Source organism: Pseudomonas sp. Pseusp49 (assembly GCF_059491875.1).
The window spans coordinates 4,331,476-4,356,678 of record NZ_CP168514.1 but is presented as its reverse complement, the minus strand read 5'-3'; the positions used below and the strand labels follow the sequence as shown (position 1 = coordinate 4,356,678).

The window sequence follows — 25,203 nt, the reverse complement described above, 5'->3', positions numbered from 1 at the left end:
TTACAGTGTTCATCCTTGAGGGATTGTTACAAATCCTGCAACTGACCTGTGCAGCGTTTTGCTGTTTCCTCGTCGAGAATTTAACTAGCATACCTATTAATTAGGTTGCTAATGAAGTTCGAGGTCAGCATGCAAGGCAAAGTTGATGTCGCGGTCATGATCGGCAGTGGCGTACCTGCCAATCTGCGCTCCATGGGACGCAAGGTTTGCTGGGTGGTGTTGCTCAATGGCGAGCGCCGGGGCACGGCGTTCTCCAGTCGCGACGAAGCGGAGGAGTGCAAGGCTGCCTGGTTGGCGCAATTGAACGCGGAACGACCTGACAGCCTGCATTGAAGTGGTCAGTGGGTCTGGTGCATGCGCAGGTTCAGGTCGTCGACCACCCGCGCCCAGTCTGCGTCTTCGCGCAGTTGTTCCTTGAGGAAGCCGGCCTGCTGTGGTGACCAGAACTCGGCGTCGATGAGCTTCTTGTCGTCGGGCAGGGAATGGCCGGCAATGAAGTCGTCGATCGCTTTCTGGCTCGAGTCCAGGCCGAGCTGGTCGAACAGGCCTTTCAAGTCATGTGTCGGTGATTCCATCTTCATCTCCTTGCAGGTCATCAGTCGGGTCGAGGGGCGACGTGCGCTCTCCTGTTTTCGAGGGCGCCGCACGGGTGGAGTTCGATCACGATGTTCAAACGCAACACAGAGCATAGACCGCCAATCCGGCTATCAGGCTTTAAGTGCCCCGGCATCGACCGCCGCCTTCAGTTCCCTGGCCGATTCCCGGGCCGCAATCGCAGCGACATCCGCGGTTTTGAACCAGCGATCTTTTTCGACCTGGTGATAGGTCACGGTCTTGAGCGGAGGTTTGGCGCGCATGACAATCACGGCCTGGAATTCACCCTCGACTTCTCTGGCTTCACCCCGGATAAAAAACTCGCCGATATCAAATTCCGTCACGTTGCAGACTTCCCCTGGAAATACATTGTTGTTGTCAACGCCATCCGATTGGTTGCGGATCCGTTTTATTGGGCGGGCAGTATGGCAGTAGTTGCCCGTCGACGGCTGAGATAAGTCGACGGGCAGACCAAACGTCGATGAAAATGAGCGTGGCGGGCATGTCAACCCTGTGATTCAAGGAACCGGGCGAGGGCGCAGGCTTCGTTATGATTGGCTCGGAAACCTCTTACGCAGCCTGTAGAAATATCCTTGATGTGAAAGAAGGCAATGCCCGCCATCACCACCTGAAAGCGCGCGCGGGGCGGGACATCGGGAAACGGTTCAGAACGGCCGAGCGGTAACGGGTGCGAGATCGTTGTTGTTTCCGAGTCAGGCAGCAAGGGATAGGCAAAGTGTGTCAGTGTGCACATATGAAGTCCTTTTCATTGTTTTACCGACGTATGTACGTCGTTTTGGCTAGTCTCCAGGAGCATCGCTGCTCTAGAATCACCCTGACTGGTGGGTGAATGATGTTTATCTAAAGCAATTTTTTGCTGAGGATATGTAGGAAAATTTGTTCTCTTGGTGAGATTTTTCCCCGAAGTTGATAGTCCATAATTTTCTGGCAGCAGGAAGGGCGTTTTCCTTCAGCCTGTGACGAACGCCAGTCAGGACGACGCGAGTGACGTTCCAGTAGTCTTCTCAAGCTTCGTGATGAATGAGTGCACTGCTCATTCAGGACTTCAATCCGGGTTCTCTGGCTACACCTTCGGCATTGCCGCTTTTTTGGCTGTGCGATTATTTTCGCGTACGGCACCATTTTTCAGATGTGGGGATGTTTCCTTGGCAGTAAGTAATCTCGATATGCATGCCCTGTTCGTGCTGGGCGATTTGCGCGCAAAGCTGGTCAAGCAGTTTCAGTCACGTTTCGTTTACATCACCGAACAGAACGCTGAAGGCATTTACATTGCCGAAATCGACACCGAATCAGCCCTGGTGGTGGACGACAAACCCGGACTCAAGCTCAAGGTCGGCGATCATTTCAGCGCCTCCGTGCTGCCCAGTCGCGAAGGCGGCAAGCTGGACATCAAGTTCCGCGACATCAAGCTGACGGTTTACGGCATTGGCGATTACGCCTTCGTGACCACGGTCGACGGTCAGGGGATCGTGTTCAAGGAAGGTCACAGCGTGGTGATGGTGTTTGCCGCCCATCAACAGCTGCAGGAAGGCCTGACCAAGACCCTCAAGGCCGTGACCGCCAAAGCGGCCAAGTGGCGCAAGGGCGAACTGGTGACCTTCAAGGCCAGCGAGTGATGACCCAGACCCGCGCCGACTTCCATGAACAGAACCTGGCCAGCGCTCAAGACGAAGCGCGGCGGCTGTTAGGGCACAAGACCCTTCTGCAAGGAGCCTGGCTGAACTGGGTGGCGTCACAGCTTTACCAACTGCAACCGGCGCCCTACGCCAGCATGGTCAGACGTGAGCTGGCGCGTTTGCAGGAAATTTCCGAAAACTGATCCACGCACCTCGAAAACGGGAACCTCTACTACAGTCATTGGACTGAGTATTCAGAGGCTTCGCGGTCTACTGCCAGGCCATCCTGCTATTGCTGTGAACAGCACGAGGTGCAAAAGCATGAACGGATTTCGACGGTTGCTGGCTGCTGTCCTGGCCACTTTCGGTTTGCTGGCGATACCCGCCCCGGTGTTTGCCGCCCAGGCGCCGATTCACTTCGCCGACCTGAACTGGGAAAGCGGCAGCCTGATCACCGATGTCCTGCGCATCATTGTCGAGAAGGGTTACGGGCTGCCCACCGATACCTTGCCGGGCACTACCATCACCCTGGAAACCGCGCTGGCCAACAATGACATCCAGGTCATTGGCGAAGAGTGGGCCGGTCGCAGCCCGGTCTGGGTCAAGGCCGAAGCCGAAGGCAAAGTCGTCAGCCTCGGTGACACGGTCAAGGGCGCTACCGAAGGCTGGTGGGTGCCGGAATACGTGATCAAGGGCGACCCCGCCAAGGGCATCAAGCCGCTGGCGCCAGACCTGCGCAGCGTCAGCGACTTGCCGCGCTACAAGGACGTGTTCAAGGACCCGGAAGCCCCGACCAAGGGACGTTTCCTCAACAGCCCTATCGGCTGGACCTCGGAAGTGGTCAACAAGCAGAAGCTCAAGGCGTACGGGCTGGACGACAGCTACGTGAACTTCCGCAGCGGTTCGGGCGCGGCCCTGGATGCTGAGATCAGTTCGTCCATTCATCGTGGCAAGCCGGTGCTGTTTTACTACTGGTCGCCTACGCCTTTGCTCGGCCGCTTCAAGCTGATTCAACTGGAGGAGCCTGCGTTCGACGCCGAAGCCTGGAAGACCCTGACCGACGCCGACAACCCCAATCCACGGCCGACCCGTTCCCTGGCTTCGAAGCTGTCGATCGGTGTCTCCACTCCGTTCCAGAAGCAATATCCGCAGATTGCCGAGTTCTTTGCCAAGGTCGACTTTCCGATCGACCCGCTGAACAAGGCGCTGGCCGAAATGAGCGAGAAACATACGCCGCCGCGCCAGGCAGCGCAGGCGTTCATGAAGGCTCACCCGGACGTGTGGCGCGCCTGGCTGCCCAAGGATGTGGCGGACAAAGTCTCCGCCGCCCTGTAGGAGCTGCCGAAGGCTGCGATCTTGTCTGAAAAAGCAAAATCAAAAGATCGCAGCCTGCGGCAGCTCCTACAATGTTCTGTTCAAATCCCTTTCAAGGATTCCTGACCATGACCTTGCTGTTGGCTCAATGGCTGGTGACGATCTTCGCCGTGATCAGTCTGGTGCATGTGTATTGGGCGTTGGGTGGCGAGTGGGCGGCGGTGGCGGCGGTCCCGCAAGTACCGCAGGAGGGCAGCACAAAACTGAGGCCGGCGTTCAAGCCGCGAGGCTGGATCACGCTGGTGGTGGCCGGGGCGTTGCTGTTGATCGCCGTGCTGGTGTGCTGGCGGGTGGGTTGGTGCCTGCCGCCCTTGCACCACTGGTCGTTGCAGTGGGTGCTCAGCGCCATTGCGATCCTGCTGTTTGCCCGGGCCATTGGCGATTCGGAGCTGGTGGGCTTTTTCAAGGAGGTCAAGGGCTCGGAGTTTGCCCGGCTCGACACCTGGGTTTATTCGCCGTTGTGTGTGGTGTTGGGGGCGGGGTTGTTGGCGGTGGCCTGGATTTGAGGCAGACCGGTGCTGATGTGTTGACAGGTCTATCGCCTTCGCGAGCAAGCCCGCTCCCACAGTGGATTTGTGGCGCACGCAAAACCTGTGGGAGCGGGCTTGCCCGCGAAGAGGCCCGCCCAGGCACTACATATCTTCGTTCTAGCTACCACTCTCCGTACGCCGACTACTCACCTCAGCCGGCACATCATCCCCGGCCATGCGCTTGCGAAACAGCGCCGCCCGGGCCAGCAGCAAGGTGGTCACCGGCACGGTAATCGCCAGCAGGATCGGAATCAGCCAGGCGTGCAAGACCGGCGCGGACTTGAGCGCCGAAAAATAGATGATCGAAGCCAGCGCCACACACCAGGCCCCGAGCGTCGAGGCCAGCGCCGGTGGGTGCATGCGCTGGAAGTAATCCTGCATGCGCAGCAGGCCCGTGGCGCCGATCAAGGCAAACAGGCTGCCGAGCACCAGCAGGATCGCCACCGGGATTTCCACCCACAACGACAAGGGCGTATTCATTCGATCACCTCACCACGCAGCAGGAATTTCGCCAGGGCGAAGGAGCCGACGAAACCGAACAGGGCGATCAGCAGCGCCGCCTCGAAGTAGGTGTCACTGGCATAACGAATACCCAGCGTCAGCATCATCAGCATCGCGACGATGTACAGGTAGTCCAGCGCCAGGACCCGGTCCTGGGCCGACGGCCCTTTGAACAGGCGGATCAGGGTCAGGATCATCGCCAGGGAAAACAGGAACAGGCTCAGCAGGATCGCGTTCGCCAGCAAGGGGCTCATTCGAAGATCTCCATCAACGGACGCTCGTAGGTCGCCTTGAAGTGCTGGATGAACAGCGCCTCGTCGTCCAGGTCGAAGACGTGCAACAGCAGAATGCTGCGGTCCAGCGCCAGCTCCGACCAGACCGTACCGGGTACCACCGTGGTGATCATCGACAGCGCGGCCAGGCCGTTGGCGTCGCGCAAGTCCAGCGGCACCTTGATGAATTGCGAGCGTGGCGGGCGGCGCCCGGCATTGAGCACGCCCCAGGCCACGGCGAGGTTGGACACCAGCACATCGCGCCCGACCAGCAGGACCAGGCGCAGGATCACCCCCGGACGACGGATGCGCACCGGCAGCGGACGCAGCCTGCGCATCATCAGCGGCGCGCAGAACCCCAGCGCCGCCCCCAGCAGCAGGTTGCCGGGGCTGGTCGACAGGTTCAGCAACAGCCACAGCAGGCACAAGGCCAGCGAGAGCAAGGGGGCGGGAAACAGACGCTTCATGGTTGCACCTCCTGCGGGATCGCCTTGGCCGTGGGGTTCGGTACGACGCGGGTGTCGAGGACAGCCATCACGTATTGCTGCGGGTTGTACAAGGCATCGGCGGCGGCCTGGGTGTAGCGCAGCAGCGGATCGGCCTTGAAGGTCAGCGCAATGCTCAAGCCCAGCAGCGCGAAGATCGGCACGCATTCCAGGCGTCGCAGCAGGGGCGATGGTCGTTCCGCCGGCGTCCAGAAGCGCTGGATGCCCAGGCGCGAGAATGCGACCAGCGACGCCAGCCCCGACACAATCAACAACACCAGCAGGCCCCACGCAGCGTTGGAAATCGGTGTGTCGCCGCTGTTGCCCAGGCCCAGCGGATTGAGCAGGGCGCCGATCAACCCGAGTTTGCCGATAAACCCGGAGAGCGGCGGCATGCCGATGATCAGCAAGGCGCAGGCGATGAAGCTCAGGCCGAGAAACGCCATGGTCCAGGGGATCACCTGGCCGACCACGGCTTTCTGGTCGTCGTCGAGGTTGGTGCCTTTGGGAGGATGCAGGGATTCCAGGGGGCGGGGCAGCAGTTCGGCTTCATCTTCGAGCTGTATCTCGTTGGCCGAGCGCGAACGCTCGATCAGTTCGGCCAGCAGGAACAGCGCGCTCAACGCCAGGGTCGAGCTGAACAGATAGAACAGCGCTGCGCCCACCAGGTTCGGCTGGGCGAAACCGATGGTCGACAACAGGATGCCCGCCGACACCAGAATGCTCAGGCTGGCCATGCGCTCCAGGCGTTGCGCGGCGAGGATCGCAAGGGCGGCGCAGACGATGGTCGCCATGCCGCCGTAGATCAGCCACTCCCCGCCAAAGAACGCCGATGCCCCGGCCTGGGCGGAGAACAGCAGCGTCCACAGGCGCAGCAAGGTGTAGACGCCGACCTTGGTCATGATCGCGAACATCGCCGCCACCGGCGCGCTGGCCGAGGAATAGGCCGGCACCAGCCAGAAGTTCAACGGCCACATGCCGGCCTTGGCCAGAAACGCGACGGCCAGGATCCCCGCGCCGGCGTGCAGCAAGCCCCGATCGGCTTCGGACACCAGCGGGATTTTCACCGCCAGATCGGCCATGTTCAGCGTGCCGGTCACCCCATAGATCAGCGCCGCGCCAATCAGGAACAGCGACGAGGCCAGCAGGTTGATCGAGATGTAATGCAGCCCCGACGACACCCGCGCCCGGCCCGAGCCGTGGAGCATCAAGCCGTAGGACGCGGCCAGCAACACCTCGAAGAACACGAACAGGTTGAACAGGTCCGCAGTGAGGAATGCGCCGTAAAGCCCCATCAACTGGATCTGGAACAGTGCGTGGAAACTCGAACCGGCGCTGTCCCAGCGGGCCATGGCGAACAGCAGGGCACTGACGCCAATGATGCCGGTCAGCACCAGCATCAGCGCCGAAAGGCGATCGACCACCAGCACCAGGCCGAACGGCACTTGCCAGTTGCTCGGCAGGTACACGCCGATGGAGCCTGGCACGCCGGTGGTCTGCGTCCATTGCAACAACGCCACGGCAATGCCCAGCCCGAGCAGGCTGGAGAACAGATTGATCCTGGCCTTGAGCGGCCGATGCTTCTCGCCGAGCATCAGCATGATCGCGGCCGTCAGCAACGGCAGCAGGATGGGCGCGACGATCAGGTGGGTCATCGCCATCATTCCCTGGGCTCCCGGCCATCCACATGGTCGGTGCCGGTCAGGCCCCGGGACGCCAGCAGCACCACCAGGAACAGCGCGGTCATGGCGAAGCTGATGACGATCGCCGTCAGTACCAGTGCTTGCGGCAACGGATCGGTGTAGTGCAACAGATCCTGCGGCACGCCGTCCTTGATGATCGGTTCCTTGCCGATGAACAGGCTGCCCATGCTGAAAATGAACAGGTTGACGCCATAGGACAGCAGGCAAAGGCCCATGACCACCTGGAACGTCCGTGGGCGCAGGATCAGCCACACACCGGACGCGGCCAGGACGCCGATGGCGATTGCGATGACTTCTTCCATCAGACGGCTCCCTTGGCGGCAACGGATTTAGGCTGGGCAGCGGTTTTGTGACCACGCACCGATTGGTGGGCGAGGGCGGTGAGGATCAACAGGGTCGAGCCGACCACCACGCCGTACACGCCGATGTCGAAGAACAGCGCGCTGGCCAGGTGAATGTCCCCCAGCAGCGGCAACGAAAAATGCCAGGTATGGGTGGTCAGGAACGGGTAGCCGACCAGCATCGCACCCAGGCCGGTGGCCGTGGCAAACAGCAGCCCGGTGCCCATCCAGCGCAGCGGTCGCAGGCTCATTTGCGCCTCGACCCACTGCGTGCCGGCGACCATGTATTGCAGGATGAACGCCACCGACATCACCAGTCCGGCGACAAAGCCGCCGCCCGGTTGATTGTGCCCGCGCATGAACAGGTAGAACGACACCACCAGCGCCACCGGCAACAGCAGGCGCACCAGCACCGCCGGCACCATCATGAAGCCGAGCGCGGTGTCGCTGGCGTGACGCGGGTTGACCAGGTCGGTGACCACATCCGGTGCGAGCAAGCGTTGCTGGGCCGGCAGTTGCAGGCTTTCTTTCGGCGGACGGAAGCGGCGCAGCAGGGCGTAGACGGTCAGGGCCACGGCCACCAGTACGGTGATTTCACCGAGGGTGTCGAAACCGCGGAAGTCCACCAGCATCACGTTGACCACGTTGCTGCCGCCGCCTTCGGGCAAGGCGCGACTCAGGTAGAAGGAGGAAATGTCGTTGGGGGTCTGGCGCGTCAGCATGGCGTAGGCCAGCAACGCCATGCCGACACCGACCGCGGTCGACAGCAGCAAGTCGCGTATCCGCCGCACCCGCGCGCGGCGCAGGCTGCCCGGCAATGGCGAGACTTCTTCGATCCGTCGTGGCAGCCAGCGCAGGCCCAGCAGGATCAGCACCGTGGTCACCACTTCGACCGCCAGTTGGGTCAGGGCCAGGTCCGGCGCCGAGAACCAGACGAAGGTGACGCAGGTCATCAGGCCGCACACGCTGACCATGGTCAGGGCCGCCAGACGGTGATACTTGGCCTGATACGCCGCGCCAAGGGCACAGGCGATGGCCAGCAACCACAGGGTGACGAAGACGATCGAGCCGGGGATCTTCGGCCGGTCGCCCCAGTGCAGGCTGCTGTGCAGCATGGGAATCAAGCCGGCCAGCACGGCGGCGAGCACCACCAGGAACAACTGCATCTGCAGGCGCCGGGTGCCAATCCGCGGCTCCAGGCGACGGGCCAGGCGCAGGCTGGCGACCAGTGCCCATTCGAACAGGTGCTTGCCGTCCAGGCGACCCATGACGGGCGGGCGGTTGAAGCGTCCGTGCTTGAATTGATTGCGCAGCAGCAGGTAGACCACGGTGCCGCAGGACAAGGCGATCAGGCTCATGATCATCGGCGCGTTCAGGCCGTGCCAGATCGCCAGGCTGTATTCGGGCAGCGTGCCGCCGACCACCGGTTGCGCCGCCGCCGCGAGCAGCGGGCCGACCACCTGGGCCGGGAAGATCCCCACCAGCAGGCAAGTGAACACCAGCAGCTCGACCGGCGCGCGCATCCAGCGCGGTGGCTCGTGGGGCGTGTGAGGCAAGTCGGTCGCGGGCGGACCGAAGAACACATCCACGGTGAAACGCAGGGAGTAAGCCACGCTGAAGGTACCGGCGATCGTTGCCACGATCGGCAAGCTCAACTCGACCCAGCGCGTGGCATTGATGAACACGGTTTCGGCGAAGAACATCTCCTTGGAGAGGAAGCCGTTGAGCAACGGCACGCCGGCCATCGAGGCGCTGGCGACCATGGCCAGGGTGGCGGTAAACGGCATCAGCTTGTACAGGCCGCTGAGTTTTCGGATATCGCGGGTGCCGCTTTCGTGGTCGATGATGCCGGCGGCCATGAACAACGAGGCCTTGAACGTCGCGTGGTTGAGGATGTGGAACACCGCGGCGACGGCGGCCAGCGGGCTGTTCAGGCCAAGCAGCAGGGTGATCAGGCCGAGGTGGCTGATGGTCGAGTAGGCCAGCAGTCCCTTGAGGTCGTTCTGGAACATCGCGCAGTACGCCCCGAGCAACAGGGTGCAGGCACCGGCGCCGCTGACGATGTAGAACCATTCTTCACTGCCCGAAAGCGACGGCCATAGCCGCGCGAGCAGAAACACCCCGGCCTTGACCATGGTCGCCGAGTGCAGGTATGCCGACACGGGCGTCGGCGCGGCCATGGCGTGGGGCAGCCAGAAGTGGAAGGGGAATTGCGCGCTTTTGCTCAAGGCGCCGATCAGGATCAGGGGCAACAGGATGGGGTAGAGGGCATGGGCACGAATCAGGTCGCCGGCGGCCAGGACCTTGTCCAGGTCATAGCTGCCGACCACATGGCCGAGCAGCATGACCCCCGCCAGCAGGCACAAACCGCCCGCGCCGGTCACCATCAGCGCCATGTAGGCGCCGCGCCGGGCATCGGCGCGATGGTGCCAGTATCCGATCAGCAGGAACGAGAAGAGGCTGGTCAGCTCCCAGAAAAACACGATCTGGATCAGGTTGCCGGAGATCACCAGCCCCAGCATGGCGCCCATGAAGGCCAGGAAAAACGCGAAGAAGCGCGGCACCGGATCGTTCGGCGACATGTAGTAGCGGGCGTACAGCGACACCAGGGTGCCGATGCCCAGCACCAGCAGGGAGAACAGCCAGGCGAAACCGTCCATGCGCAGGACGAAGTTCAGGCCCAGGCTGGGCAGCCAGGAAAACTCTTCGCGAATGACGCCGCCATGGGCGATCTGCGGGTACAGGAATGCGACCTGAACGCTGCCGATCAGGGCGATCAGGCCAGCCAGCAGGGATTCGGCGTTACGGGCATTGTGCGGCAACACGGCCGCCAAACAGCTGCCTATGAATGGCAGAAGCAGTAGAACTATCAGGGACATAGGCTTCTAATCTGCGGAAGTTTGTTAAGCATCATACGTGCCAGCTCCCGGATCGCCAAACGCCAAGCTGTCGCAGAATCCTACACGGTAGACGGAAAAGCCCTGATTCACATTGTTTCGTCGGGAGGCAAATAAAGATCGCAGCCTGCGGCAGCTCCTACAGAACACCGAGTTCCCCTGTAGGAGCTGCCGCAGGCTGCGATCTTTCTAGTTGCCGCTTTCGCTTTCCAGCAACTCATCAACCTCGACTACCTTCGCCTTGGTCTTCAACTCACTGACAATCACCGCCGCCACAATCAACCCGGCCCCGACCAGGGCAATCGCCGGCAGGCGTTCCCCGGCGATGCGCCCGACAATCCCGGCCCATACCGGCTCACCGGCATAGATCAGCGTGGCGCGGGTCGGTGACACGCTTTTCTGTGCCCAGTTCATCGCCACCTGAATCGCCGCACTCGCCGCCCCGAGGCCCAGTGCGCTGCACAGCAGCAGCCAGGAGAAGTCCGGAATCGCTTCGTTGGTCGGCACCACCATCAGGAACGACAACACCGAAGTGACCGCCAGTTGCACCACCGTTACCCGGCGCACATCGACCTGGCCGGCATAGGTGCTGATCAGGATGATCTCGGCCGCAATGGCCACGGCGCTGATCAAGGTGGCGATTTCACCGGGGCTGAAGTTGAACGACGCACCGGCCGGCCCGGACAGCAGCATCAGCCCGGTAAAGGCCAGCATGATGCCGATGCTCGGCATCAACCCCGGACGCCGCCCCAGCACCAGCCATTGCAGCAATGGCACGAACGGAACATACAGGGCGGTAATGAATGCCGATTGGCTGCTGGGAATGCTTTGCAACCCGACCGTCTGCAAGCCGTAGCCGAGCATGATCGCCACGCCGATGAACGACCCGGCCTTGAGTTCGAACAGGGTCAGGTCCCGCAGGTGACGCCAGGAGAACAGGGCGACGATGCTCGCGGCGGCGGCAAAGCGCAGGCCGACGAAAAACATCGGGCCGCTGACGGTCATCGCATGCTGGACCAGCAGGAAAGTTCCGCCCCAGACCATCGTGATCAGCACCAGCACGCATTCGGCCTTGCTGAACCTTGTGAAACGGGAGGAAGCCTTTGGAGAATTCACCGACGTCATGACCTTGCACGCTACTGGAGGGGGACGCACAATGCGCCGAATGTTGCGCAGTATACTGCCCAACCCCACTCAGTGAGCAATATAGTGCACAAAGATTCTACCCAACGGGCTTCGGTCCTCCAGCACGTCAGTCAAAATGTTCGTCGTTTGCGTCATGCCGCCGACCTGAGCCAGACCGCGCTGGCGGAAAAATCCGGTGTCAGCCGCCGAATGCTGGTGGCGATCGAGGCGGGGGAAAAGAATGTCAGCCTGACCACCCTCGACCGGGTGGCCGAAGCCCTCGACGTCGCCTTCAGTGACTTGATCCAGGCCCCCGATGCCCGTGATCCCAGCCGTATCAACGAACTGGCCTGGACCGGCACGATCCCCGGCAGCAGGGCGGTGTTGCTCTCCAAGGCCAGCGCCAGCCGCGAAGTCGAGCAGTGGGAGTGGTGCCTGCAACCGGGCGAGGTGTATCCCTCGGAGCCGGACGCCGATGGCTGGAGCGAACAGATTTATGTCTTCGAAGGTTGCCTGACCGTTATGCTCGGCGACCGGCCGCAGAATATTGCGGCGGGTGAATTCTTCATGTTCGCCAGCAACCAGCCGCACTGTTATCGCAATGACGGGCTGGTAGCGGCGCGGTTTGTGCGTAATGTGGTGATCTGAACAGGGAGAGCAGGATGGGCCAGACCTTCAACAATGACGCCGAGGTCCTGATTGTCGGTGGCGGCCTCAGTGGCGCGATGCTGGCGGCGCAGTTGATGCGCTTGCCGGGCCGGCGTCGGGTGCTGGTGATCGAACCCCGGGCCGAGTTGGGGCGGGGTGAAGCCTACAGCGCGGTGGAGTTGGGCCATACGCTCAACGGCAACGCGGCGCGCATGAGTGTCGACCCGGACAACCCCGACGACCTGACCCAATGGCTTACCGACTACATTGCCGGCGGCGGCTGGCCGGAGTCGGACCAGCAGCATGTGCCGATCAGCGAATTGTTTCCGCCTCGAGGAATCTTCGGCCTGTACGCTCGGCAACGCCTGGCCGAAGCGCAGGCGGTGGGCGCCTTGGTCGGTTCGACGGTCGAGCATGTGCAGGCCGAGGTGGTCGATTTGCAAGTCGATGCAGACGCCGTGCGGTTGACCTTGAGCGACGGCCGAGGCTTGCAGGGCGCTTTTGCGGTACTGGCCACCGGGATGTTCCCCGCCGCGCGCACGCCACAAACCCAATCCAGCGGCTTGAATGCGGCCGCCCTCGATCCCTGGGACGTGGCGGCCATGCAGCTGCTCGATGCGCAATCGACGGTCCTGATCATCGGCTCGGGCCTGACCATGGTCGACGCCGTAGTGTCCCTGGAGCAGGCCGGACATCGCGGGCCGATCGAAGTGTTTTCCCGCCATGGTCTGCTGCCCCATGTGCGCCGCCAGCCACCGGCCTGGGTGGATTTTCTCGCCGAGGATCAGGACATCCGCACACCTCGCCAGTTGTTGCGCGAATTGCGTCGACACTGCCGGGACGCCATCGCCCGGGGCATCGACTGGCAGGCGCCGCTGGACACGGTACGGGCACACATCGGCCGCTTGTGGCATCAGGCGACGGATGTGCAGCGTCGGCAGTTCGTGCGGCATGTGCGGCCCTGGTGGGAAAGCCATCACCACCGCTCGCCACCCTTGAGTGCCGAACTGGTCGAGCGCTTGTATAAAGAAGGACGGTTGCGTATTCACGCAGCGTCCTACCAGGGCCTTGAGCCTTCGATCCATGGCGGGGTGAGCATTCGCCTTCGACGACGCGGAGAGGCGCAGGCCTGTGTGGTCAGCGGTGCTGCCCTGATCAACTCCAGCGGTATCGAATACGACTGGCGCCGCGTCGCGCGACCGCTGCCCCGGCAACTGCTCGCCCGTGGCCTGGTGCGGCCCGGGCCGTTGGCCCTGGGCATCGCGGCAGAAGTCGATGGCGCGGTGCTGAACGCCGAAGGGCTGCCCGCCAGCCGTCTGTTTGCCATGGGCCCGCCGTTGCGCGGCATGTGGTGGGAAAGCACGGCCGTCACCGATGTGGCGAGCCAGGCCAAGGCGCTGGCCGAGCGACTGGTGCGCTAAGGCCGTCCATTCAACACACCGCGCCGGTAGGAGCTGCCGAAGGCTGCGATCCTTTGATCTTGATTTTTGACAATGTCAAAGGGATGCAAGATCAAGATCAAAGGATCGCAGCCTTCGGCAGCTCCTACAGGGAAACACCGCGGGGTGTCAGGCTCCCCGCAGCCCCCCGACTACTGCTGCATCACGGTGGCCTGGTTGGTCGAACCATACTGTTGCACGGTGGCGGTCTGGGCCATGCCGCTCTGGTCGATGTTGGCGATGTTGCCGGTACCGCCCTGGGTGACATAGGCCACGTTCATGGTGTCGGCCTGTTTCACGGTGATCATGTTGTCGCTGCTGCCGGACAACTGCTGGGTGTACGCACGGTTGCTGCTGCCGTCCTGATTGAATTCGGTGCTGTTGCCCGTACCCATTGTGCTGCCCATGGCCAGGTTGGTCTCGCCGCGCTGGTCGGAGATCAGGATGTTGTCAGTGCCGTTCTGGTCGAAGTACAGCTCGTTATACAAATTGTCCTGGCTGACGGTGGTTTTGTTGCCGGTACCGGTCTGGTTAGTGGTCACGATATGGCCGGTGCCGTTCTGGGTGAAGTTGGCGACGTTGTCGTTGCCATTCTGGTTGATGGTCGCACGCTGGTTCTTGCCGAACTGGCCGCCGGCCTGCGGGCCTTTCCAGTTGCTGGCATAGACCTTGTTGCCGTCACCTGTGGTGTTGACATTGAGCACCTGGTCAGTGCCGTTTTGATAGGTGTAATGGACGTTGCTGTTGCCTTGTTGATACAGCGCCAGGGTCGCGTTGGTGGATTCGTACTGGTCGGCATAGATGGCATTGAGGTTGCCGACCTGCAGCACCGAAGCCACGTTGTTATCGCCAAAGCTCTGGTCGACGATGGTTTCGTTGGTGTTCCCGTATTGGTTGATGGTGGCCTGGCTGGCGACCTGTGTCTCTTGCCAGACTTCGGTGCCGTTGCCATTGCCGTGCTGGTTGATGCTCAGGTTGCCGCCCTGGCCGTTGCGCTGGTCGCCATAGGCATAGTTGCCGTCGCCGTTCTGGTTGATGTCCATCCGGGCGCCGTTGTGCAACACCTGTTCGGCGGTGCCGTAGTTCTCGTTGCCGTGCTGGGTGACCGTCGCTTTATTGTCGATGCCCACCTCCATCTGTTCGACGTTGGCTTCGTTGTTGTCACCGAACTGGAAGGTCTTGGCGGACGCGCCGTCCTGGCTGCTCTGGTAGATGAGCGAGAAGTTGCCGTTACCTTCCTGTTGCTGCAAGGCTTCGCTGCTACCCACGCCGATTGACTGGCTGGCATGGGTGTTGTTGTACGTGCCGGATTGCAGCTGATGGATGGTGCTGCCGTCCTCGTACAGCTGCTCGGCGTATCCGGCGTTGTACTGGCCGGACTGTTGCTGGTCGATGGTGCTGGTGGCGCTGTCCTGCACCGCCGCGGCATCGTTGCCCAGACCCTGTTGCTGTTGATTGGCGCTACTGAGCGGAGCCGCGATCTGCTTCACGTCGGCGATGTTGGCGGTGCCGTCCTGAAACTGGTTGGAAATGCTGTCTTCAGCCATGGCCTGGGCACTGGCCATGACGAGGATCGCGGCGGTGAGGGGCGTCAATTTGAACATGATTGAATCTCCATATCGGGTGAGTGCTTTAGCGATATTGTTTGACCGAAACGCTCATACCGTTCCCGGACTGGTTCACGGCGCTTTGCAGCCCCGTGCCGGCCTGGTCGATGCTGGCGCTGTTGTCATTGCCGTTCTGCGAGATCCGGGCGCGGTTGTGGCTGCCTGTCTGGGTAATCGAGGCATCGTTACCGGAGCCTTGCTGATTGATCATTGCCATCAAGTCGCTTCCTTGTTGCAGGATGTAAGCCTCCTGATTGCTTCCCGCCTGGACGATGGTGCCGAGCAACGACTGACCGTTCTGTTGCAGCATCGCGACGTTGGCCTGGCCGTTCTGGTCGATCAGCGCGTGCTGACCTGCCGGAGGTGGCAACTCACCAAGATCGCCACCGGGGCCGAGGTCCTCGTTTTCCATCAGATCGTCGGCGTGCACGCCTGTAATGCCGCACAGCAGAAGCAGGCAGAGCAAGGTGGCAGTCGAAGTTTTCATGGACCTGTCCTTAGGTTTGAAGCCGGCCCCATCAGCCAGCGTGGCTGATGGGGCGTGGGCTCAGTTGGCGATCACCGGCACCGAACGCACGGAGCCTTGGGACGAGGTGATCGTGGCGGTCGGGTTCGCCGACGGAACCACGGTGGTGGTGTTGTTCACCGTCAACTTCCAGCGTCCATTCACCGGTACGGAGGTGGTGCCCAGGGTGACCAGCCCGGCAGGGGTAGTGACCTTGACGGTGATGGTGTTGCCGGTGGTCACCGATGAGGTGCCGGCAAAGTCCCAGGTGAAGCGGTTATTGGAGCGGGCGCTCACCGTTGCGGTGGTCACTGCGAAGGTTTCCGCAGCAGGCTTTGGCGAGACCTGCACCGTAACCGTGGCCGGCGTCGTCGACACGGCGCCGAAGCTGTCCCTGGCGAAGTAGGTGAAGGTCGTGGTGAAGGCCGTGGGGAAGCTGGCCGGTGGGGTGTAGGTGAGCACCGTGCCGTTACTGCTGACGATGCCGCGACCTGTCGGTGGTTGAGTGAAGCTGGCGACGGCCAGTGGCAGGTTGCCTTCCGGATCGGTGTCGTTGGCCAGCACGCTGATCGGGATCGCCACACCCAGTGTCGTGACGGCATCGGCGACTGCCACCGGAGGCCGATTTGGCGCCACGGTAATGGTCACGGTTGCCGCCGTCGTCGAGGCCAGGCCTTTGACGTCCTGGGCCTTGTAGGTGAAGGTCGCGGTCAGCGGCGCGTTGACCACGGCGGGAGGGGTGTAGACCACCGCCGTGGTGCCGCTCAATGCCACGGTGCCCTGGCCGGCAGCCGGTGGGGTCAGCGCAGTAATGCTCAGCGGTGTGTTGCCATCAGGGTCCCTGTCGTTGGCCAGCAGGTTGAGGGTGATCGGCACACCGAAGCTGGTGCTGCCGGTATCGGCGACGGAGATCGGTGCCTGGTTGGCGCCGGTGTCCGGTGCAGTGCCGACGACGACGACCGGCTCGGTGTCACTGCCACCGGCGGCGGATTTCACCGTGACGGTTGCAGGTGGTTGGGCCAGGTCAGCCACCGTCAGGCTTTGCAGGGTGCCGGATTTCGTCAGTCGTCCGAAACCCTGGGCGACCATGTCCGGTACCACCACTTCGTCTGTGGAGGTGGCTTCGATCAGCAGGCTGTGGTTGCTCCAGCTGTACCGAGCGGTCTGGATTTTCACCACGTCCGACAGCTTGCTCGACACCGAGGTCGGGCGGGTGGTGCCGGCCGGGTTGGTGGCGGTCACCACCACGACCGGAGGCACGGTGCCGTTGGCCAACAGATGCTGGGCGAAGAACGTGCCGTTGTTATCGCTCACCATGCTGGTCTGGCAAGGCGTGGGTGGCGGGCCGGGCACCAGGGCGATGCTTTCGCGAAAGCACAGGGTTGAACCATTGTCGGCTTTGGCGAACACTTCGACCCGGGTGCTGTTGCCCCCCGTGCCGGCGGTGCGCCGGTAGGTGGCGCGGCTCATGTCCACGGCGGTTTGCGCGCGGCTGTCAAGCACCTTGCCGGCCACGGTGAAGAGGTTGGTCTGGATGGTCCCGGCCGGGCCCTGGATGCGTACGAAGTTGGTGTTGTTGGGGCTGCCGGTCACGGCCTCGGTGAGGTTCGGGTCGCCGATGAAGGTTTCGATGGCGCCGGTGTCCGGATTCACCGCGGTGTAGGGGCCGTTGACGCTGCGCAGGAACGGCCCGATCGCGCCGTTGACCGCACCGGTGAACACCCCTGGCGCACCGATGCCGACGTCCCGGGTGATGTTGATCGCACGCCGTCCGGGCGTGGTGACGTTGACGGTTTCCACACCATAGGGGTGGGTAATGGTGTAGGTCCCGGCAGTGGGAATGTTTATCCGCATGCGAATCCGCGCGAAGCTGATCTGGTCGCCGTCGACCGGATTGCCGCCGGCAAAGGCAGCCTCGATCCCGGCGACATAAGCGTCCATGCCATAGCCGGCGGCGTTGTTGGGGATGGTGGTCTCGGCCAGGTACCAGAAGGCTTCGTCCGGCCAGTTATCCGGGAACACCATCGGCTGGGTGTCGTCGAAAATGCCGGGTGTCGGCAGCAGGGTGCACATGTAGGCCGGCGGCACACTGGCAGCGACCCGTGTGCTGACGGCACGGGACTGGCACAGCTCCATCGACAGCAGATTCTTGTCCTGATACCAGATCGGGAATTTCCCGGTGGCAAAGGTGTAAGGGCCGGGATCGACGGCGGCGAGTTGCGCGAAAGCACTGCCGGACAACGATAGAGTCAGTCCCAGGGCGTTGACCGCCAGGCGTGGCCATTTGTTCATGATGCCTCCTGATGAGGATCTGGGCATGTGAGCGTTCATTGCACGATGACCACTTCTTCGGTATCGCTGCCGCCATTGGATGACGTCACGCGAACCTGGGCTGGCGGAATCGGCGTGATGCCGGTGGCCAGGCTTTTCACGGCGCCGTCGCCACTCAGGGCGCCGATGGCTAGACCGGTGCCGGTGGTAGCGGTGAGCACCGGTGGCGATGTTTCATCGCTGGTCGAGGCGGTGATGCTGATTTGCCCGGTGTTCAGGCTGTACTCGGCACGTGAGATCGTCACCAGGTCGGTCAGCGGCATGGGCAAGACGGTCGGCGTGCTGCTGGGGATGGCCAGGTGGTTGTCGGCGGTCACCTGCAAGGTGCTTGGCAGGGCCGGATTGGTCGGCGACTGCGCATACCAGTGGCCGGTAGTGTTCGCTTCGGAGAAGTTCAGCACCGGGTTGTTGCTGGTCAGGGTCACGCTGGCCGGTGGCGGCGGGGCCATCACGAACACATCCTGCTGGGCCACCGGTGCGCTGGCGCCGGCATGTCGCGAGTAGGTGCTGCGTTCGGCGATCACCGGAGTCGGCCGGACCACCGTCGACAACTTGCCGGAAACGGCGAAGAGGGTGGTGCGCAAGTCCAGGCCATTGGGGCCTTCGATGCGCACGTAGTTGGTATTGAACGGGCTGCCGGTGACGGCTTCGTTGAGGTTCGGGTCGCCAACGAATTTTTCCGCCTGGCCCGTGCTCGGGTTGGTCTCGGTGTAGGGGCCGTTGATGCTGCGCAGGAACGGTCCGACGTCACCCTTGAGCGCGCCGTTATAGGTTTTTGGCGCACCGATGCCGATGTCCCGGGTCATGTTGATCGCCCGCCGGCCGGGGGTGTCGATATTGAATACCTCGACACCGTAGGGGTGGGTGATGACATAGGTGCCGGCAACCGGCACGTCGACGCGGATACGGATACGGGCGAAGCTGATCTGATCGCCCTCCAGCGGATCACCACCGCTGAAGGCGGCTTCGAGCGCCGAGACATAGGTCAGGTCGATGCCTCGGGCGGCGTCGACGATGGTCGTTTCGCCTGTCGCCCAGAACGCTTCGTCGGGGAAATTGGTCGGGAAGACCAACGGTTTGGTGTCATCGAAAATCCCCGGGTTAGGAATCAGCGAGCACATGTAAGTCGGGGCGCCAGGCGCGCTGGCAACCCTGGAACTGACAGCCTTTGACAGGCACAGGTCAAGTGTTCGGCCGTGGGAATCCTGATACCAGGCGGCGAAATTGCCGTTGGCTGGCAGGTAGGGTCCCGGGTCTACGGCAAACAGCGCTGCCTGGGCGATGCCTTGGGCCAGAGCGGTCACGACCAGCGCGGTCGCGGTTTTGTACAGTAAAGGGTGCATGAGTATTCCCTCTATCGAAGTACCTGCCCCATAGGGGTGGGTCAGTTGGCTGGGAAGTTGGCAACTTCCATACCAATTAGCGAAAACGCCCGTGAGAGGCCCGGGTTAAAGGCGTTGACGCAGTCGCGGCCGACAGACCGGGAAGTGCTCAAACGGGCGGTTGTCCCCAATGTTGGGGGTGATGGGGCGTAGGGGCGGGTGGGGAATCACAGCCCCCAGGTTCGGGCAATTTGCCTCGGGTGGGCTATAAACCTATGGGGGGTTACCGGGAACGTGTCCATGACCACAATCGCCAAAGTGCTTGCGAGCGAAAGCGAAGTCCGCTTGAGAACGCGCAAGCAGCCGTTCGATCTGCTGCGCTGGTTTTCGCTGATCAGCATGGCGGTGATCGGCACGGTGGCGGTGGCGCTGGGGGCGGTGTCGACGCGGTTCGTGATTACCGAAAGCGTGCAGCGCGATGCGCTGTTGACCTCACAGTTCGTCCAGGCGATTGCCACGGCCGAGGTGCGCCATGTGTCGATGCCCAATGTGCGGACCATGGGCGAGTTGCTCGACCCGCGAACAGACAAGGACTTTCCCGACGTCGACCCGCTGGCCCGGGCCAGTGCCCGTGATGAATTCCTCGACCATATCGAAAATCTGCCGGACGTGATCCTGGCCAATATCTATGCCCCCGACCGCATGGTGATCTGGTCGACCAACCCGTCCTTGATGGGCACCACGATTCATGACGATGAAGACCTCGAGCGGGCCTTCAACTCGAAGACTTCCGTGTCGACCAGTTACCACGATGTGGACAAGTCCCGCATGGAGCAGAAGTTCGCGGTGCGCCCCAAATTCATCTTCCTCGAGAACTACATTCCGCTGTTCGACGCCGATGGCACCACTGTCACGGCGATGGTCGAGATCTACAAGGAACCGCAGGACCTGATCAACCGCATGGAGCGCGGCCTGGTGCTGATCTGGCTGGCGACCGCCCTGGGCGGCGCCCTGATTTACCTGGGGCTGTACTGGATCGTGCGGCGTGCGGCGATCCTGCTGGCGACGCAGCAGAAACAGTTGATCACCAACGAAACCTTCGTCGCGCTGGGGGAGATGTCCTCGGCGGTCGCCCACAGTCTGCGCAATCCGTTGGCGAACATCCGTTCAAGCGCCGAGCTGGCGATAGAGTTCGACGACGGTCCGGCACACGGCAACATCACCGACATCATCGGTCAGGTCGATCGCATGTCGAATTGGGTACGAGAGTTGCTCCAGTCCCTGCGCCCACTCAATGACGAGGCGGAACCGGTGAACCTGGTGGCTGCACTGCACGACAGCCTGCTGGCTTACGAGCAGCAGATCGGCAAGGCCAGGGTCAATGTGGTGTTCGAGCCGGGCCAGACGCCCATGGTCCTGAGCCAGCACGTGCAATTGACCCAGATCCTCAATAGCCTGCTGTCCAATGCATTGGAAGCCATGGGCAGCGGCGGAACGCTGACCATCCGGATCGAGCCGCGCGAAGCTCAGCGTGTCAGCGTGACGGTCAGCGATACCGGCATCGGCATGAGCGAAGAACAGCGCACCATGGCCTTCCGGCCGTTCTTCACCACCAAGCAGAGCGGGCTGGGCGTCGGGCTGGTGCTGGTCAAGCGGATCATGGAGCGTTTTGGCGGTGCAGTGACCCTCGACAGCCGTGAAGGCGAGGGCACGACGGTCCGTCTGTCGTTCATGTTGGTCCCCTGAAAGCGGGGATGAACTATCCCCGTTAGCGGGTGTCACTCCCCAGTCATTCCCACGCTCATGGCACATTGATGTTGATAAGCCATTGTTTTGTCGGGTGTTAATACTTTTGTATAAAACAGTTACAAAGCTGGCGAGGTCCTTGCACAGCCACCATCACCCCCTTCACGACATCGAGGCGGCTGGTGATGGAAAGAAAAGCTCGGTACAACTTCAAACGTTTGACACTGTTAACGCCTTTGGGCGTCGTATTGACAATGGCGCTGGGCACCGCGACATTGCGCGCCAGCCCCATCGACGACGAGCGACAGCCAGAGCCTACCGATCCTTCGGCGTATTACGACGAACCCGCGGATGAACCGGCGGCGCTCAATGCCATTTTGAGCATGCCGGAGGCCAACCAGGATTCCTTCGATCTGCCTGACGGGAACAAAGGCTCGCGGGATACCACCCGGGTGGAAAACCAACTTCCGCCGGCACAGCAAACCAGTTTCAATTACCCCACCAATGGCAAGCCCAGCCCGTTGTTCGGCGCGCAGCCATTTACCCAGCAATTGGTGTTGTTCGAGGAATTCGGGCCGGAAAAACTCGACCCCACCACTCCCTCTGCACCGCTGCCGTTTCCACCACCGGCCATTGGCCCTTTGCCGCAACAGGACCCTACCAGTGCGGCGCGCAGTGCACCGCCCACCGCGGCGCTCGATGCCTTTTTGCGCCAACCGGGGCTGACACCCTTTCCGAGCCAGTATTCCAATGCGGTTGACCGCAATCCGTGGCAGGCGCAGATCGAATATTTTCTCAACCGCCGTATCGGTTCTTCCGCCGAAGGCCGTCCACCAGGAAAAGGCTGGTCCCATCAGCGCTGGAACGAGTTCTACCCGCAGAACGCCTACAAAACCGTGCAGACCGGCGCACGGGTCAATGGCGGTATCCGTGATGCCCGGCAAATGCACCACTACGCCGTGGGCGAGTTCGGTCCCGGCGGTCTGTATCACAACGTCGCCGGTGTACCGGCAACCGATGGCACCTCCAAGGGCGTCGATGCACGTTTTCACCCGAACATGCCGGTGCAAAAGCACAACTCGGTGTGGACCTTCGACGGCACCTTGCCGCCGAAACTGCTGATGGTCAGGTATGGCCAGCCGGTGTTGATGCGTCACTACAACGGCTTGCCGATCGACCCTGGCGCGAACATGGGCTTCGGCCTGCACACCATCAGCACCCACGAGCACAACGGTCACGCTCCGGCGGAAAGCGACGGCTATGCCAACGCGTTTTTCTTTCCGGGACAGTATTACGACTATCGCTGGCCGATCCAGTTGGCCGGCTATGACAGCATCAATACCGATGCCAAGGATCCGCGTGCGGCGTTCCCTTGCTCGCCCGGCGAAACCCTGTGGACCAACGACGGCAGCCCTGGCCTGAAAACCTGCGACCACGGCACCATCAAGATCCGCGGCGACTGGCGTGAAACCATGAGTACCCACTGGTTCCACGACCACATGCTCGATTTCACCGCGCAGAATGTCTACAAGGGCAACGCGGCGATGATGAACTACTACAGCGCCCTGGACCGTGGCAACGAATCGGTGAACGACGGCGTCAACCTGCGTTTCCCCAGCGGCAGCGCCTTGCCTTGGGGTAACCGCGACTACGACGTCAACCTGGTCGTGGCCGACAAGGCCTGGGATCAGACTGGTCAGCTATGGTTCAACCCGTTCAACACCGACGGCTTCATCGGTGACCAGGTGCTGGTCAACTGGCAGTGGAAACCGACCCTGGACGTGCGGGCCCGCAGCTACCGGTTCCGCATCCTCAACGGTTCGGTATCGCGTTACTACAAACTGGCGCTCGTACGTGAAATCAAGGGCACCAGCGGCGAGTTCCAGGGCCCCAAAGGCTCGGGTGTGTCCTATGCCCGGGTGCCGTTCCACATGATCGCCAACGACGGCAACATCATGGAACACAGCGTGCCTTTCGACGGCAGCATGGACCTGGACGCCGACGGCGACAAACAGAACCACAACGCCATCCTGCCCACCCAGGGCATTGCCGAGCGGTTCGACATCATCGTCAACTTCGCGAAAAACGGCATCAAGCCAGGCGACAAGATCTTCTTCGTCAACCTGCTGGTGCATGACGACGGCAAAGGCCCGAAAGAGCCGGTGGCGCTGGCGGACGTGCTCTCGGAGAAATACCTGGCGGTGATCAAGCAAAGCAGCAAGGGACCGCAGTGGGACAGGGGTGATCCGGCGGTGGGCAAGATCCTGCAGCTCAACGTCAAGGCCTACACAGGCCAGGACCTGGCCATGGACCCGGCGCTGTACGAGCCGGCCAAACCGGGCAAGGCTGAAGGCCTGGTGATGATCCCGCTGAAGATCCATCGCGACAACGCGGCCGACAAGGCGCTGCTGGCCAAGGCCCGCCATCGCACCTTCACCTTCGGCCGCTCCGACGGCACCGATGAGGCGCCCTGGACGGTCAAGACCGATGGTGGCTTCGGCTTCCACATGGATCCACGTCGCCTGAACACGGCCACCCAGTTGGCCAGTGGACCGACCGATGCCGGCGTCAAGGGCTTCGGGACCCTGGAGGTGTGGAACATCAAGCTCGGCGGCGGTGGCTGGAGCCATCCGGTGCATGTGCACTTCGAGGAGGGGATCATTCTCAGCCGCGGCGGCAAGGCGCCGCCTGAGTGGGAAAAATGGGCGCGCAAGGACGTGTACCGCATCGGTACGGAAAAGGATGGGCTGGACAGCGTAGAGATGGCGATCAACTTCCGTGAATTCGCCGGGACCTATATGGAGCATTGTCACAACACGCAGCACGAGGACAACTCGATGCTGCTGCGCTGGGACATTGAACACCCGGGGCAATTCCAGTTGATGCCGACACCGCTGCCGAGCTGGGATGGTGTGCGCTACGTGAACTCTGCCGCGCTGCCAACCTTCCGTACCGGTGATGGTTACGGTCCGAAAGTGACCGTCACGAAATGAACCGGGAGGGTGTCGACATGAACACGAAGTTGCATTCACCACGCTCACGCGCTTTGGGCATGCACCTGGTGCTGATGCTGGTGACCGGTTTGCTGGCCAGCCAGCTGCTGGTCGCCAGCCAGCCATTGTCGACGCCCACAGCGGCTCCGGCAGCCGCTGCCGAACCCGCTGTCGTCGAGGACGCCACCCCCTGGGGTGCCGGCTATTTCCCCAACACCCTGCTGACCGACCAGGACGGTCGGCAGCTGCGTTTTTTCGATGACATGATCAAAGGCAAGGTGGTGGTGATCAACTTCATCTTCACCACGTGCAGCGACTCCTGTCCCCTGGAAACCGCGCGTCTGCGTCAGGTGCAGAAACTGCTGGGAGACAGGGTCGGCAAGGATATTTTCTTCTACTCCATCAGCATCGACCCCTTGAGCGATACCCCCGAGGTGCTCAAGGCCTATGCGCAACGCTTCCAGGTCGGGCCCGGGTGGAAATTCCTCACCGGGGAATTCGCCGACGTCACCGAGCTGCGGCAGAAACTGGGCCTGTTCATCGACGGCATCGACAACGGACGCAACAAGGACCACAACCTGAGCCTGATCGTCGGCAACCAGGAAACGGGTCGCTGGATGAAAGCCTCGCCGTTCGAAAATCCGTGGATCCTGGCCGACCAACTGGCCAACACCCTGCAGAACTGGAAGCAGCCCAGTGTGGAAGAAAGCTACGTCGATGCACCGGAAATTCGTCCGCCAAGCAATGGCGAAGAGCTGTTCCGCACCCGCTGCGCGTCTTGCCACAGCCTCGGCCCACAGGACGGACAGGGCATTGGTTTGCGCAGCATCGGCCCGGACCTGATCGGCGTGACCCGTCAGCGCGATCCGACCTGGCTCAACCGCTGGATCCGCGAACCGGATCGCATGCTGGCGGAAAAGGACCCGATTGCGATGGAACTGTTCGATCGCTACAACAGAATCTCGATGCCCAACCTGCGGCTGGACCAGAAGTCCGCCCAGTCCATCATCGACTTCCTGCACGAAGAAACCGACCGTCAGCATCCGCCCGTGGCGCCATTGGCCAGTGGTAGCGAGGAGCCTGAACATCATCATTCAGTTACGCAACCGAACGTACCCCAAATGCAATAGCGTCAAAATAGTTACGTTGGCCA

General features: G+C 62.0%; 24 protein-coding genes. 10 read left to right on the top strand and 14 right to left on the bottom strand.

The features are described 5' to 3' along the window. Positions 1–129: 129 nt before the first annotated feature. The gene (locus tag ACEN83_RS19475; RefSeq protein ID WP_429382853.1) at positions 130–333 is read left to right on the top strand and encodes a hypothetical protein; all 204 of its coding nucleotides are present in this window, start codon (positions 130–132) and stop codon (positions 331–333) included. A 5-nt stretch (positions 334–338) separates the two neighbouring features. Here the strand turns inward: ACEN83_RS19475 and ACEN83_RS19470 are convergent, their stop codons facing one another. From ACEN83_RS19470 to ACEN83_RS19460, 3 genes are all read right to left on the bottom strand, one after another. Then, positions 339–575 (bottom strand): DUF2789 domain-containing protein, encoded by a 237-nt coding sequence (locus ACEN83_RS19470; RefSeq protein WP_007973758.1) that lies wholly within the window; start codon positions 573–575, stop codon positions 339–341. A 132-nt stretch (positions 576–707) separates the two neighbouring features. Continuing rightward, the gene (locus ACEN83_RS19465) at positions 708–938 is read right to left on the bottom strand and encodes a hypothetical protein (protein ID WP_495578125.1); all 231 of its coding nucleotides are present in this window, start codon (positions 936–938) and stop codon (positions 708–710) included. 161 nt (positions 939–1,099) lie between these two features. After that, on the bottom strand, positions 1,100–1,348 hold the full coding sequence (locus tag ACEN83_RS19460) for a hypothetical protein (RefSeq protein ID WP_495578124.1): 249 nt from the start codon (positions 1,346–1,348) through the stop codon (positions 1,100–1,102). Between the two features lie 412 nt (positions 1,349–1,760). On the opposite strand from ACEN83_RS19460, the gene ACEN83_RS19455 reads away from it, so the two are divergent. The 4 genes from ACEN83_RS19455 (at position 1,761) to ACEN83_RS19440 (ending at position 4,111) form a co-directional block, all read left to right on the top strand. Beyond that, positions 1,761–2,231 carry a hypothetical protein gene (locus ACEN83_RS19455; protein ID WP_495578123.1) on the top strand — a complete coding sequence of 157 codons (471 nt, stop codon included), beginning with the start codon at positions 1,761–1,763 and terminating at the stop codon, positions 2,229–2,231. Further along, the gene (locus ACEN83_RS19450) at positions 2,231–2,434 is read left to right on the top strand and encodes a hypothetical protein (RefSeq protein WP_007973767.1); all 204 of its coding nucleotides are present in this window, start codon (positions 2,231–2,233) and stop codon (positions 2,432–2,434) included. Before ACEN83_RS19455 ends, ACEN83_RS19450 begins: the two co-directional genes overlap by 1 nt. Before the next feature lie 118 nt (positions 2,435–2,552). Continuing rightward, positions 2,553–3,566, top strand: a complete 1,014-nt coding sequence (locus ACEN83_RS19445; RefSeq protein WP_495578122.1) for an ABC transporter substrate-binding protein — start codon at positions 2,553–2,555, stop codon at positions 3,564–3,566. A gap of 107 nt (positions 3,567–3,673) precedes the next feature. Continuing rightward, complete coding sequence (locus ACEN83_RS19440) at positions 3,674–4,111, top strand: DUF3995 domain-containing protein (protein ID WP_495578121.1); 438 nt, start codon at positions 3,674–3,676, stop codon at positions 4,109–4,111. A gap of 141 nt (positions 4,112–4,252) precedes the next feature. Here ACEN83_RS19440 and ACEN83_RS19435 read toward each other — a convergent pair whose 3' ends face one another. The 7 genes from ACEN83_RS19435 to ACEN83_RS19405 all read right to left on the bottom strand — a co-directional run bounded on the left by ACEN83_RS19435 (position 4,253) and on the right by ACEN83_RS19405 (position 11,459). Next, a complete protein-coding gene (locus tag ACEN83_RS19435) occupies positions 4,253–4,615 on the bottom strand; it encodes a Na+/H+ antiporter subunit G (protein ID WP_218483711.1) in 363 nt (120 codons plus the stop codon). Then, a complete protein-coding gene (locus ACEN83_RS19430; protein WP_007973773.1) occupies positions 4,612–4,890 on the bottom strand; it encodes a K+/H+ antiporter subunit F in 279 nt (92 codons plus the stop codon). The genes ACEN83_RS19435 and ACEN83_RS19430 overlap by 4 nt, the downstream gene beginning before the upstream one ends. Next, positions 4,887–5,375, bottom strand: coding sequence for a Na+/H+ antiporter subunit E (locus ACEN83_RS19425; protein WP_116583265.1), 489 nt, complete (start codon positions 5,373–5,375; stop codon positions 4,887–4,889). Before ACEN83_RS19425 ends, ACEN83_RS19430 begins: the two co-directional genes overlap by 4 nt. Beyond that, a complete protein-coding gene (locus tag ACEN83_RS19420; RefSeq protein ID WP_116583266.1) occupies positions 5,372–7,057 on the bottom strand; it encodes a monovalent cation/H+ antiporter subunit D in 1,686 nt (561 codons plus the stop codon). The genes ACEN83_RS19425 and ACEN83_RS19420 overlap by 4 nt, the downstream gene beginning before the upstream one ends. Then, positions 7,054–7,398, bottom strand: coding sequence for a Na+/H+ antiporter subunit C (locus ACEN83_RS19415; RefSeq protein WP_007973781.1), 345 nt, complete (start codon positions 7,396–7,398; stop codon positions 7,054–7,056). The genes ACEN83_RS19420 and ACEN83_RS19415 overlap by 4 nt, the downstream gene beginning before the upstream one ends. After that, positions 7,398–10,316, bottom strand: a complete 2,919-nt coding sequence (locus ACEN83_RS19410) for a monovalent cation/H+ antiporter subunit A (protein WP_495578120.1) — start codon at positions 10,314–10,316, stop codon at positions 7,398–7,400. Before ACEN83_RS19410 ends, ACEN83_RS19415 begins: the two co-directional genes overlap by 1 nt. 207 nt (positions 10,317–10,523) lie before the next feature. Then, complete coding sequence (locus tag ACEN83_RS19405; RefSeq protein ID WP_495578119.1) at positions 10,524–11,459, bottom strand: DMT family transporter; 936 nt, start codon at positions 11,457–11,459, stop codon at positions 10,524–10,526. 84 nt (positions 11,460–11,543) lie between these two features. Here ACEN83_RS19405 and ACEN83_RS19400 point away from each other — a divergent pair, with 84 nt between their 5' ends. Beyond that, positions 11,544–12,107, top strand: a complete 564-nt coding sequence (locus tag ACEN83_RS19400; RefSeq protein ID WP_116583269.1) for a helix-turn-helix domain-containing protein — start codon at positions 11,544–11,546, stop codon at positions 12,105–12,107. A gap of 14 nt (positions 12,108–12,121) precedes the next feature. Then, complete coding sequence (locus tag ACEN83_RS19395; protein WP_495578118.1) at positions 12,122–13,528, top strand: FAD/NAD(P)-binding protein; 1,407 nt, start codon at positions 12,122–12,124, stop codon at positions 13,526–13,528. A gap of 170 nt (positions 13,529–13,698) precedes the next feature. On the opposite strand, the gene ACEN83_RS19390 is transcribed toward ACEN83_RS19395, so the two are convergent. The 4 genes from ACEN83_RS19390 to ACEN83_RS19375 are packed head-to-tail and all read right to left on the bottom strand — an operon-like array spanning position 13,699 to position 19,332. Then, a complete protein-coding gene (locus tag ACEN83_RS19390) occupies positions 13,699–15,150 on the bottom strand; it encodes a curlin (protein WP_495578117.1) in 1,452 nt (483 codons plus the stop codon). A gap of 28 nt (positions 15,151–15,178) precedes the next feature. Beyond that, a complete protein-coding gene (locus ACEN83_RS19385) occupies positions 15,179–15,640 on the bottom strand; it encodes a curlin (protein ID WP_007973790.1) in 462 nt (153 codons plus the stop codon). A gap of 60 nt (positions 15,641–15,700) precedes the next feature. Beyond that, positions 15,701–17,950 carry an Ig-like domain-containing protein gene (locus ACEN83_RS19380; RefSeq protein ID WP_495578116.1) on the bottom strand — a complete coding sequence of 750 codons (2,250 nt, stop codon included), beginning with the start codon at positions 17,948–17,950 and terminating at the stop codon, positions 15,701–15,703. A gap of 35 nt (positions 17,951–17,985) precedes the next feature. Then, on the bottom strand, positions 17,986–19,332 hold the full coding sequence (locus tag ACEN83_RS19375) for a hypothetical protein (RefSeq protein ID WP_495578115.1): 1,347 nt from the start codon (positions 19,330–19,332) through the stop codon (positions 17,986–17,988). A 279-nt stretch (positions 19,333–19,611) separates the two neighbouring features. Here ACEN83_RS19375 and ACEN83_RS19370 point away from each other — a divergent pair, with 279 nt between their 5' ends. The 3 genes from ACEN83_RS19370 to ACEN83_RS19360 all read left to right on the top strand — a co-directional run bounded on the left by ACEN83_RS19370 (position 19,612) and on the right by ACEN83_RS19360 (position 25,180). Further along, positions 19,612–21,057, top strand: coding sequence for a sensor histidine kinase (locus ACEN83_RS19370; protein ID WP_116581595.1), 1,446 nt, complete (start codon positions 19,612–19,614; stop codon positions 21,055–21,057). Between the two features lie 185 nt (positions 21,058–21,242). Further along, positions 21,243–24,050, top strand: coding sequence for a multicopper oxidase domain-containing protein (locus ACEN83_RS19365; RefSeq protein WP_495578114.1), 2,808 nt, complete (start codon positions 21,243–21,245; stop codon positions 24,048–24,050). Positions 24,051–24,067: 17 nt separating this feature from the next. Continuing rightward, entirely contained in the window at positions 24,068–25,180 is a 1,113-nt protein-coding gene (locus tag ACEN83_RS19360; protein WP_007973795.1) for an SCO family protein, read from the top strand. Positions 25,181–25,203: the final 23 nt, after the last annotated feature.